Source organism: Bergeriella denitrificans NBRC 102155, from assembly GCF_001592185.1.
Lineage (GTDB): Bacteria > Pseudomonadota > Gammaproteobacteria > Burkholderiales > Neisseriaceae > Neisseria > Neisseria denitrificans.
Genome location: NZ_BCWL01000059.1, coordinates 1 through 10322, shown reverse-complemented (window position 1 = coordinate 10322; position 10322 = coordinate 1). Strand labels below are relative to the sequence as shown.

Sequence of the window (10322 nt, the reverse complement as noted above, 5' to 3'; positions counted from 1 at the left end):
TCGAAGCCGTCTGAAAAATGCAGCAAACAAAGCCTTGCGGCCGTCTGAACTTTTACTTCGTTCAGACGGCCTGCTCAACCTAAAAGTCAATCAGCGCGGGCAGATTTCGCTTTGGCTGAAGAAGTAGGCGATTTCGATGGCGGCGTTTTCCAAGCTGTCGGAGCCGTGTACCGCGTTAACGCTCAATGAATCGGCAAAATCCGCGCGGATGGTGCCGGGCGCGGCTTCGGCCGGATTGGTTGCACCCATCAGCTCGCGGTTTTTGGCTACGGCGTTTTCGCCTTCCAATACCTGAATCATCACGGGGCCGCTGGTCATAAACTCAACCAGCTCGCCGAAAAACGGACGCTCTTTGTGTACGGCGTAAAAGTCTTGCGCTTCGCGCACGGTCAGGTGTTTCATTTTGGCTGCGACGATACGCAGGCCGTTGTCCTCAAAACGGCTGTAAATTTTACCGATAACGTTTTTCGCCACTGCATCGGGCTTGACGATAGAAATGGTACGTTCGATAGCCATAAGGTTCTCCTTACAAATTCATAATTGGAATGATTGGAATAGTATTGCATAAGTGCGCCGCTATTCTACCAAAATTCGCTGCCGCCAGGTAAAAAGCGGCAGGCTGCTTATGCTTTTTTACCCAGCGTCAGGTGCGGCTGCTCCAGATAGACTTCCGACTGCATTTCCACCATACGGCTGGCGGTGCGGGTAAATTCCTGCGCGAAATCCCCTTCCACATAAATATCGTTGACCTCGACTTGGCTGCTGGCGCACAGCTTCACGCGGAAGTCGTACAACACGTCAATCAGCCAGGTCAGGCGGCGCGCTTCGGCTTTCTCCTGCGGCGTCAAGCGCTCCAGGCCGGATACGAACACGATTTCGTAGCGCTCTGCCAGATACAGATAATCCGCCTGCGAGCGCGGGCCGAAACACAGGGCGCGGAAATCGAACCACACCGCGCGCGCGGATTGCGCTTTATGCGGAATTTCGCGGCCGTGAATCACGCTGATGCCGGGGTTCAGGGTATCCACGCCCGACATATCTTTAAACAACGCGCCCAGCTTCTGCTCGCTGGCTTCGTCGTTCGGCACAAAGAAAATTTCTGCGGGTTTCAGGGTACGCAGGCGGTAATCTTCGCCGCCGTCCACATTCAATACGGTCAGGCTGGATTCAATCAGGGCAATGGTCGGCAGGAAGCTGCTGCGGTTTTGCCCCTGCGGGTAAAGCTCCGAGGGGGCGTAGTTGGACGTCGCCACCACCACCACGCCTTCATTGAGCAGGTTTTCCAGCAGACGACCCAAAATCATGGCGTCGGCAATATCGCTGACGTGAAATTCGTCGAAACACAGCACGCGGGTTTCGCCCGCGATTTCCAAAGCCACGGCTTTCAGCGGATTGGCTTCGCTTTTCAGCCCTTTGAGGCGGTTGTGGATTTCGGCCATAAAGGCATGGAAGTGGACGCGGCGTTTGCGCTTATACGGCAGGCAGCCGAAAAACGCGTCCATCAGAAAACTTTTCCCCCGCCCTACGCCGCCGTAGAAATACAGGCCTTTGGGCACTTGCGGCGAACGCAGGCTGCGCCCCAAAAAGCGGTTGCGCTTGCGCTTGAACATCATCAGCTCGGTCCACAAGCGGTCCAAATACTCGATGGCTTCTGCCTGCGCCTTATCGCTGATAAAGCCGGGCTGCTGCGCCGCTGCCTGATACCAGGTCAGGGGGCTGTGGTTGTCGAAAGACGGCGGGACAAACAAATTTTCTCTATCGCTCATGCTTTAACCTTATTTTCATTATCGTGGATTGTGTGCCGGGCAGACGGCTTTTTCAGACGGCCATGCCCCGTTTTCGGCATTATAAATGATTTCAGACGGCCTCCAAGCCCCTTACGGCGATTTATATGACGAAATCAACCGGAAACGGGCAAAAAGGCAGCAAGTGCCGCCTATGCTTGACAAACAGGCATAAAAAAACGCCGCATTTCTGCGGCATTTGCTTGCTGGTTTTATTTGGCGCTTTCTTGCAACGCCATGTCCACGCGCTCGCGCAATTCTTTGCCCGGCTTAAAGTGCGGAACGTGCTTTTCGGGCACTTCCACGCGCTCGCCGGTTTTCGGATTGCGGCCGATTCGGGCCGGACGATGGTTCAAGTCGAAGCTGCCGAAACCGCGGATTTCAATGCGTTGGCCGCGAGCCAGCGAACGGGTCATGGTATCGACCAACACCTTTACGCTGTACTCGACATCTTTAGCCATCAGCTGGTTACCGTTTTTTTCGGCAAAAACTTCTGCCAAACGAACCATTAATTCAGACTTGGTCATCTTGTCTGCAACCTTATTCTTGGTCGCCTGACAGTTTGGCTTTCAGCAAGTCGCCCAAGCTGGTGGTACCGGCATTGGCAGTCGCAGCGGCGTTCACAGAGTTCAGCGCGTCGCGGCTTTCTTTGGCGTCTTTTGCTTTCACAGACAGGCGGATGCTGCGGTTTTTGCGGTCAACGGTTACGATGACGGCTTCCACTTCATCACCGGCGTTCAGCTTGGTAGACAGGTCTTCCACGCGGTCGGCGGCAAATTCGGCAGCAGGCAGGTAAGCCTCGACTTCTTCAGTCAGAGCGATAACCGCGCCTTTGGCGTCAACGTTTTTCACCGTGCCTTTCACCAGCGCGCCTTTGTCGTTGACGCTGATGAAGTTGTTGAACGGATCGCCTTCCAGCTGTTTGATGCCCAAAGAGATGCGCTCTTTGTCCACATCGATGGCCAATACAACGGCTTCAACTTCTTCGCCTTTTTTGTATTTGCGTACGGCTTCTTCGCCGGACTCGGTCCAAGACAGGTCAGACAGGTGAACCAGGCCGTCGATGCCGCCCGGCAGACCTACGAATACGCCGAAGTCGGTGATGGATTTAACCGCACCGGACAGTTTGTCGCCTTTATTGTGGTTGGCGGCAAACTCTTCCCAAGGATTGGCTTGGCATTGTTTCATACCCAAAGAGATACGGCGGCGGTCTTCGTCGATTTCCAGAATCATCACTTCGACTTCGTCGCCCAGCTGTACGACTTTGCTCGGGTGTACGTTTTTGTTGGTCCAATCCATTTCGGAAACGTGTACCAGACCTTCGATGCCTTGTTCGATTTCAACGAACGCGCCGTAGTCGGTCAGGTTGGACACTTTACCGAAGATGCGGGTACCTTGCGGGTAACGGCGGGTCAGACCGCTCCAAGGATCTTCGCCCAATTGTTTCATACCCAGAGAGACGCGTTGTTTGTCTTGGTCGAATTTCAAGACTTTGGCTTCTACTTCTTGGCCGACTTCCAACACTTCGCTCGGGTGTTTCACGCGGCGCCATGCCAGGTCGGTGATGTGCAGCAGGCCGTCGATGCCGCCCAAATCAACGAACGCACCGTAGTCGGTGATGTTTTTAACGATACCTTTAACCACTGCGCCTTCCTGCAGGTTTTCCAGCAGGGCTTTGCGCTCTTCGCCCAAAGTGGCTTCCAAAACGGCGCGGCGGGATACCACCACGTTGTTGCGTTTTTTGTCCAATTTGATGACTTTGAATTCGATTTCTTTGCCTTCAAAGTGCGAAGTGTCTTTCACAGGGCGCACGTCAACCAGCGAACCCGGCAGGAATGCGCGGATGCTGTTGATCATCACGGTCAGGCCGCCTTTGACTTTGCCGTTGATCACGCCGGACAGGATGTCGCCGTTTTCCATGGCTTCTTCCAAAGCAATCCAGTCGGCAGCGCGTTTGGCTTTTTCGCGTGACAGTTTGGTTTCACCGAAGCCGTTTTCAACGGATTCGATGGTAACGGTCACGAAGTCGCCTACTTTTACTTCAATCTCGCCCTGGGCGTTTTTGAATTCAGCTACATCAATCAGAGATTCTGATTTCAAACCTGCGTTTACAGTCACGAAGTTTTGGTCGATACCCACCACTTCGGCAGTAATCACCTCACCTGGGTTCATCTCTTGCAGGGTGAAGCTTTCTTCCAACAACTGGGCAAAATTTTCCATAGTCATATTAACTCTTTTCGGTACACCGCCAAGGGGTGCGGGTTTGGTTGGGAAACATCTGCCGCCCTTGGCGCGGCAGACGGATAAAGCACGTATTCTCAGACGGCCTTTTACGCAAAAAGGCCGTCTGAAAACCGAATTTTCGGATTATACCGTAATTTTCAAACTTTATGATACCAATCAAGCACTTTTTTTACGGTTTCTTCGATACCCAAGTCCGTGGTATCCAGCAGCTCGGCATCGGGCAGCTGCTGCAGCGGCGCAACGGCGCGACGGCGGTCGGCTTCATCGCGTGCTTCGATGTCCGCCAAAATGCGGTCGAACGCTACGCCCTCGCACGGCAGGCCGATTTGCTTGGCGCGGCGCTCGGCACGCACGCGTGCGCTGGCGGTCAGAAAAATCTTCAACTGCGCCTGCGGGAAAATCACCGAGCCGATGTCGCGCCCGTCGGCCACCAAGCCTTTATCGGTCAGAAAATCGCGCTGGCGCTGCAACAGGGCGGCGCGCACTTCGGGCAGCTGCGCCACCGCCGATGCGCCCATGCCGATGGCTTCGCTGCGGATATCGGCAGAAACGTCCTCGCCGTCAAGCAGCACCGCGCCTCCGTCGAAACGCACCGGCAGGTTTTCCGCCAGCGCGGCCACGCCTGCGGCGTCCGTCCATTCCACATGCTGTTTTTGTGCATACAGCGCGGTCAGGCGGTATAAGGCGCCGGAATCCAAATAGTCGAAACCCAAAGCGGCGGCCACGCGTGCGGCGACCGTACCCTTGCCGGAGGCGCTGGGACCGTCGATGGCGATTACTTTCTGTGTGTCTGACATGCGGCTAATCTCCCGTATGTATAGTCGAAGCGTAATTTCTGCTACGGCATTGGCTCGCCTTATATCAGAATTTACGCTCCGACTATATAATGCCGATTGCGACGGACAGGCCGTCTGAAAAATATCTGTGCCTGCATTATAAGGAATTTCCGCCGTTTTTTTAAGCCCGCTAAAGCGGCAGGTCGGTATCCGATTTCACCACCAAAAGCGGAATGTCGGTTTTGATGTTTTGCACGCCCGGAATCTGCGCCAGATAATCGGTTTGGAAACGCCAATAATCCTGCAAATCCGCCGCCACGATACGCAGCAGGAAATCGCTGTCGCCCGCCATCAGATGGCATTCGGTAATCTGTTTCAGACGGCCTACTGCCTCGGTAAAACCGCTGACCGTCTCCCCGTCCTGCCCTTTCAGCCATACCCGCGCGAATACGGTAAAGCCCAATCCGACCTTGCCCGCATTCAGCTTGGCGCTGTAACGCTCGATGATGCCCTCTTCTTCCAGCAGTTTGACCCGCCTGAGGCAGGAAGACGGCGACAGGCCGATCTGCTTGGCCAATTCGACATTCTGCAATCTGCCGTCCTGCTGCAGGGCTTTCAAAATCTTTCTGTCGGTGTTATCCGGCTTCATAGGCACTCCGTTCGAATATTTTACCGTTTTATGAAATCCAATGCCGATATTAGCCAAAAAAAGCGTTTATTTGCAACCCAATGCCGTCTGAAAAACTTTATAATGCCTGCCTGACGCTTCCAAACGAAATATGACCATGACAACTTCTCCACAATCCGAATTTACGCGCGGCATGAAAGAATGCTCGCCCATGCTCATCGGCCTTTTGCCTTGGGCGCTGATTCTCGGCGTACAGGGCGGGCAGAAAGGCATGAGCTGGCTGGAAATGCTGATGATGACTTCCATGAATTTCGCCGGCGGCTCGGAGTTTGCCGCGGTGAATCTGTGGGCGCACCCGCTGCCGGTGCTGCTGATTGCGACGGTCACGTTTATGATTAATTCGCGCCATATCCTGATGGGTGCGGCGCTGGCGCCTTATTTGAAAGACATGCCGCTGAAAAAGGTGATGCCCGCGCTGTTTTTTATGTGCGACGAAACGTGGGCGATGGGTTTGGCGGAGGCGCAAAAGCGTAAAGCGCAGGGGCTGCCTGCGTTTAATATGCCGTATTACGCGGGTACTTGCGCGGTGATGTATCTTTGTTGGGCCTGCTTTGCCGCGCTGGGTGCGGCGGTCGGGCCGATGTTCGACGATGTAGCCGCCTGGGGTTTCGGCATGGCGTTTCCCGCTGTATTTCTGGTATTGATGCGCGGCATGTGGAAAGGCTTTGCCGCCGCCCGTCCGTGGCTGGTAAGCCTGGTTACGGCCGCCGTGACTTATCTGTCGGCAGACGGCGCGTGGTATGTGCCTGCCGGTGCGCTGGCCGGATTGCTGTCGGCCTATTATTGGGGAGAACGGAAATGACGGTGGCTTTCGATTCTTTTTTGGTGTTTCTCGCCATGCTGGCCGTAACCTACTCCACCCGCTTAATCGGCTTTTTCGCGCTGCGCAACCGCACTTTAAGCCCCCACGCCCAAGCCGTGATGGCCGCCGCGCCGGGCTGTGTGCTGATTTCGGTGATTGCGCCGTATTTCGTGTCCGACAAACCGCACGAGCTGATCGCCATCGCGCTTACCGTCATCGCCGCCAGCCGCTTCTCCATGCTGACCACGGTATTGGTGGGCGTGGGCACTTCGGGATTGTTGGGTTATTTGATGCGCTGAGCGGCTGCGTGTTTCGCCTCGCATAACGACTTCATCTTTTTCTCTTTAAACGTCAAAGCCGTCTGAAAATACAATTTTCAGACGGCTTTATCATATCCTACACCTGCCCTGCTGCCGGCAGATTGCGCTCAAACGGCTATTTTCTTTGAAAAACGGCGGCGAAAAATCCGTCGGTATGATGCGCGGCGGAATTCAGGCTCAGGTACGGGCCGGTGTTCAAATCCACTTTCAGGCCGGCCAGCAGGCTGCTGCAATCCATCAGCTCGAATTCGGGATGTTCCGCCAAAAAGCGTTCGGCCTGCATTTCGTTTTCTTCCGGCAGCACCGAGCAGGTGGCATACACCAAACGACCCTGCTCTTTCACCAATCCGGCGGCGGCATCCAAGATGCTGTGCTGCTGTTCCAAAAGTTTGGCGATGGTGTCGGGAGACTGGCGGTATTTCAAATCGGGATTGCGGCGCAGCGTGCCCAAGCCGGAGCACGGGGCATCGACCAGCACGCGGTCGGCTTTGCCGCTCAGGCGGGCGATGCGCGGATCGTGTTCGCTGCTGATGCGCTCGGGGTGGATATTGGTCAGACCGGCGCGGGTCATGCGCGGCTTGAGGTTGGCCAGACGTTTTTCGGCAATATCAAACGCGTAAATGCGGCCTTTATTGGCCATTTGCGCGCCGACAGCCAGGGTTTTGCCGCCCGCGCCGGCGCAGAAATCGACCACGATTTCGCCGCGTTTCGCGCCCAGCAGCAGCGCCAGCAGCTGGCTGCCTTCGTCCTGCACTTCCAATGCGCCGTCCAAAAACAGGGGGTGTTTGTTGAGCGCGATTTTTTCCTGCAAACGGATGCCCCAGGGCGAAAACGGCGCGGCTTCGGCGGCGATGCCTTCGCTTTGCAGCTGCGCCAACGCTTTATCGCGCTTGGTTTTCAGGGTGTTGACGCGGATATCCAGCGGCGCGGGGTTGCTGATGCTGCGGCCGAATGCGAGGATTTCGTCGTCGGAAAGATGCTGCTGCAAACGCTCAACCAGCCATTGCGGCAGCTCGGCGGCGGTGTTCAGGCCGTCTGAAAATTCGCTTTTGCGGCTTTTCAGACGGCTGAGAAAGGCTTGCTCGTCTTCGTCCAAAATATCCTGCAGGCGGCCGATGTTGATGCTGCGTCCCAACACCAGCGCGGCCAATGCGGCTTTGCGCGGCTGCTCGGACGGGCGGCGCAGCGATGCGGCGATTTTCTGGTAATGGCGCAGGGCGGCAAAAGCGGTTTCGGCGATTTCGTGGCGGTCTTGGCGGCCGAGCTTTTTATGGGCGCGGAAATAGGCGGAAAGTACGGCATCGGCGGGCTGCTTAAAAGTCAGCATGTCGGCCAATACGGCGGCGGTGTGTTCGATTTGGATGGGATTCATGGCGTTTGCGTGTCGGTATCTGCACAGGCTGGGAATGTGCGGCGCTCATTCTGCCCGAATGCGGCGGTAAAACAGCGGAAAAGGCCGTCTGAAAACGGAAGGCTTTCCACCCCTGTTTTCAGACGGCTCCCTTAGGCGTTGCAGGCGGCTTAGGCCTGTTGGTTCCAACGCTCGATGGATTCTTTAATCACTTCTTTGGCTTCTTCCGCATCGCCCCATTTGGTGACTTGGGTGGTGCCGGCTTTTTTCAGGTCTTTGTAGTGATTGAAGTGGAATTCGATTTGTTTGATTAACTGCTGCGGCAGGTCGGCCAGGGTTTTGTAGGCGTTGCCGTTGTTGCGGTCGTCGGCCGGTACGCAGACGATTTTATCGTCCACTTCGCCGTCGTCCACGAATTTCATCACGCCGATAACGCGCGCTTCGAGGAATACGCCGGTTGCCAGCGGCTGCTCGGTCACCAGCAATACGTCCAATTCGTCGCCGTCTTCGTCCAGCGTTTGCGGGATAAAGCCGTAGTTGGTCGGCTTGGCGAAAATAGCAGGCTCGACGCGGTCGAGTTGGAAGGCCGCCAGCTTGCGGTTCCATTCGATTTTGTGGTTGCTGCCCTGCGGGATTTCGTTCACAACATTGATAATGCCGCCGTCCACATCGCCCGGGGTCAGGATTTGGTTGAAATCAGCCATGATATTCCTTTTTTAAATAAGTCTGTCCAAACTTGGAAAGTATAGCAAACAACCGGCCGTCTGAAAAAGCAAATTTCGCCTGCGCGTTTTCAGACGGCCTTTTTTGCGGACACGGTGCTACAATACGCCGTTACCGCAATCTCAAATGCAAGGAATCCCATGAAAGCCTATCAAGACTTAATGCGCCATGTGCTCGAACACGGTACCGACAAATCCGACCGCACGGGCACGGGTACGCGCTCGGTATTCGGCTACCAAATGCGTTTCGATTTGAGCGAAGGCTTCCCGCTTTTAACCACCAAAAAGCTGCATCTGCGCTCCATTATTCACGAGCTGCTGTGGTTTCTCAAAGGCGACACCAACATCAAATATCTGAAAGACAATCAGGTATCTATTTGGGACGAATGGGCGGACGAAAACGGCGACTTAGGTCCGGTTTACGGCTACCAGTGGCGCAGCTGGCCCGCGCCCGACGGCCGCCATATCGACCAAATCAGCAATCTGGTGGCGCAAATCAAAAACAACCCCGATTCCCGCCGCCTGATTGTGTCGGCCTGGAATCCGGCGCTGGTGGACGAAATGGCGTTGCCGCCCTGCCACGCACTGTTTCAGTTTTATGTAGCCGACGGCAAACTTTCCTGCCAGCTGTACCAGCGCAGCGCCGATATTTTCCTGGGCGTGCCGTTCAATATTGCCAGCTACGCGCTGCTGACGATGATGATGGCGCAAGTATGCGGCCTGCAGCCGGGTGAGTTTATCCACACCTTCGGCGACGCGCATTTGTACAGCAATCATTTCGAGCAGGCCGAATTACAGCTCACCCGCGAGCCGCGCGCGCTGCCGACCATGACGCTGAACCCTGAAGTCAAAGATTTGTTTGATTTCAAGTTTGAAGATTTTGAATTAAGCGGCTACGACCCGCACCCGCATATCAAAGCGGCGGTCGCGGTATAAACGGCAAGCCCGACCACATGAAAACCGAAAAACAGAAAATGCTCGACCACGAGCTTTATGACGCCAACCACAATCCCGAATTGGCCGCCGAACGCTTGGCCGCCAAAGATTTGTGTTTTGAATTCAACCAAACACGGCCGTCTGAAAGCGGCAGGCAAACCGAAATTTTACGCAAACTGCTGGGTAAAACGCCGCAATCGTTTTTCATCACCCAGCCGTTTTGGTGCGATTACGGCTACAACATCGAATTGGGCGACAATTTCTATGCCAACCACAATCTGGTGATTCTCGACGCGGCGAAAGTCACTTTCGGACGCAACGTCTTCATCGCGCCCGACTGCGGCTTTTACACCGCCGGACACCCCGTCGACAGCGGGCGGCGCAATCAGGGTTTGGAATACGCGCACCCGATTACGGTGGGCGACGATGTGTGGATAGGCGGCGGCGTCAAAGTCATGCCGGGCGTAACCATCGGCAGCAATGTCGTGATTGCCGCGGGCAGCGTGGTAACCCGGGATATTCCCGACAACGTTGTCGCCGCCGGCGTACCCTGCCGCGTAGTGCGGGCGATTACCGAAGCGGATAGGGAAAATCCGCACCGTTTCGGAAAATAAAGTCATTCAACATCGGAACCATACGGCATTTCCGCGCTTCAGCGCACCCGCTTTATGCCGTATATTCAGACCATAAAAACCCATC

Annotated in this window: 12 protein-coding genes; 4 read left to right on the top strand and 8 right to left on the bottom strand. The window is 55.4% G+C overall.

The window, feature by feature from the left end:
• Positions 1 to 90: 90 nt before the first annotated feature.
• From ndk to BDE01S_RS04950, 6 genes are all read right to left on the bottom strand, one after another.
• Complete coding sequence (gene ndk, locus BDE01S_RS04975; RefSeq protein ID WP_066078113.1) at positions 91 to 516, bottom strand: nucleoside-diphosphate kinase; 426 nt, start codon at positions 514 to 516, stop codon at positions 91 to 93.
• Between the two features lie 107 nt (positions 517 to 623).
• Positions 624 to 1766, bottom strand: a complete 1143-nt coding sequence (gene zapE / locus BDE01S_RS04970) for a cell division protein ZapE (protein WP_066078109.1) — start codon at positions 1764 to 1766, stop codon at positions 624 to 626.
• Between the two features lie 230 nt (positions 1767 to 1996).
• Positions 1997 to 2311 (bottom strand): integration host factor subunit beta, encoded by a 315-nt coding sequence (locus tag BDE01S_RS04965; protein WP_066078106.1) that lies wholly within the window; start codon positions 2309 to 2311, stop codon positions 1997 to 1999.
• 13 nt (positions 2312 to 2324) lie between these two features.
• Entirely contained in the window at positions 2325 to 4010 is a 1686-nt protein-coding gene (gene rpsA, locus BDE01S_RS04960; protein ID WP_066078102.1) for a 30S ribosomal protein S1, read from the bottom strand.
• 155 nt (positions 4011 to 4165) lie between these two features.
• On the bottom strand, positions 4166 to 4825 hold the full coding sequence (gene cmk / locus BDE01S_RS04955; RefSeq protein ID WP_066078099.1) for a (d)CMP kinase: 660 nt from the start codon (positions 4823 to 4825) through the stop codon (positions 4166 to 4168).
• 169 nt (positions 4826 to 4994) lie between these two features.
• Positions 4995 to 5453 (bottom strand): Lrp/AsnC family transcriptional regulator, encoded by a 459-nt coding sequence (locus BDE01S_RS04950; RefSeq protein ID WP_066078096.1) that lies wholly within the window; start codon positions 5451 to 5453, stop codon positions 4995 to 4997.
• Between the two features lie 130 nt (positions 5454 to 5583).
• Between BDE01S_RS04950 and BDE01S_RS04945 the strand changes: the two genes are divergently transcribed.
• On the top strand, positions 5584 to 6294 hold the full coding sequence (locus BDE01S_RS04945; RefSeq protein ID WP_066078092.1) for an AzlC family ABC transporter permease: 711 nt from the start codon (positions 5584 to 5586) through the stop codon (positions 6292 to 6294).
• A gap of 2 nt (positions 6295 to 6296) precedes the next feature.
• Positions 6297 to 6593 carry an AzlD family protein gene (locus BDE01S_RS04940; protein ID WP_255265791.1) on the top strand — a complete coding sequence of 99 codons (297 nt, stop codon included), beginning with the start codon at positions 6297 to 6299 and terminating at the stop codon, positions 6591 to 6593.
• A gap of 136 nt (positions 6594 to 6729) precedes the next feature.
• On the opposite strand, the gene BDE01S_RS04935 is transcribed toward BDE01S_RS04940, so the two are convergent.
• On the bottom strand, positions 6730 to 7986 hold the full coding sequence (locus BDE01S_RS04935; protein ID WP_066078088.1) for an RsmB/NOP family class I SAM-dependent RNA methyltransferase: 1257 nt from the start codon (positions 7984 to 7986) through the stop codon (positions 6730 to 6732).
• Positions 7987 to 8135: 149 nt separating this feature from the next.
• Positions 8136 to 8669 (bottom strand): inorganic diphosphatase, encoded by a 534-nt coding sequence (locus BDE01S_RS04930; protein ID WP_066078085.1) that lies wholly within the window; start codon positions 8667 to 8669, stop codon positions 8136 to 8138.
• A gap of 159 nt (positions 8670 to 8828) precedes the next feature.
• On the opposite strand from BDE01S_RS04930, the gene BDE01S_RS04925 reads away from it, so the two are divergent.
• Positions 8829 to 9623 (top strand): thymidylate synthase, encoded by a 795-nt coding sequence (locus tag BDE01S_RS04925; protein WP_066078080.1) that lies wholly within the window; start codon positions 8829 to 8831, stop codon positions 9621 to 9623.
• A 17-nt stretch (positions 9624 to 9640) separates the two neighbouring features.
• Entirely contained in the window at positions 9641 to 10237 is a 597-nt protein-coding gene (locus tag BDE01S_RS04920; RefSeq protein ID WP_066078077.1) for a sugar O-acetyltransferase, read from the top strand.
• Positions 10238 to 10322 lie beyond the last annotated feature (85 nt).

Excerpts from the sequence above, each read along its gene's own strand:
- BDE01S_RS04950 (WP_066078096.1), bottom strand. The coding sequence starts at position 5,453 with ATGAAGCCGGATAACACCGACAGAAAGATTTTGAAAGCCCTGCAGCAG.
- BDE01S_RS04920 (WP_066078077.1), top strand. The coding sequence starts at position 9,641 with ATGAAAACCGAAAAACAGAAAATGCTCGACCACGAGCTTTATGACGCC.
- cmk (WP_066078099.1), bottom strand. The coding sequence starts at position 4,825 with ATGTCAGACACACAGAAAGTAATCGCCATCGACGGTCCCAGCGCCTCC.
- BDE01S_RS04945 (WP_066078092.1), top strand. The coding sequence starts at position 5,584 with ATGACCATGACAACTTCTCCACAATCCGAATTTACGCGCGGCATGAAA.
- BDE01S_RS04965 (WP_066078106.1), bottom strand. The coding sequence starts at position 2,311 with ATGACCAAGTCTGAATTAATGGTTCGTTTGGCAGAAGTTTTTGCCGAA.
- zapE (WP_066078109.1), bottom strand. The coding sequence starts at position 1,766 with ATGAGCGATAGAGAAAATTTGTTTGTCCCGCCGTCTTTCGACAACCAC.
- BDE01S_RS04930 (WP_066078085.1), bottom strand. The coding sequence starts at position 8,669 with ATGGCTGATTTCAACCAAATCCTGACCCCGGGCGATGTGGACGGCGGC.
- BDE01S_RS04925 (WP_066078080.1), top strand. The coding sequence starts at position 8,829 with ATGAAAGCCTATCAAGACTTAATGCGCCATGTGCTCGAACACGGTACC.
- BDE01S_RS04935 (WP_066078088.1), bottom strand. The coding sequence starts at position 7,986 with ATGAATCCCATCCAAATCGAACACACCGCCGCCGTATTGGCCGACATG.
- rpsA (WP_066078102.1), bottom strand. The coding sequence starts at position 4,010 with ATGACTATGGAAAATTTTGCCCAGTTGTTGGAAGAAAGCTTCACCCTG.
- ndk (WP_066078113.1), bottom strand. The coding sequence starts at position 516 with ATGGCTATCGAACGTACCATTTCTATCGTCAAGCCCGATGCAGTGGCG.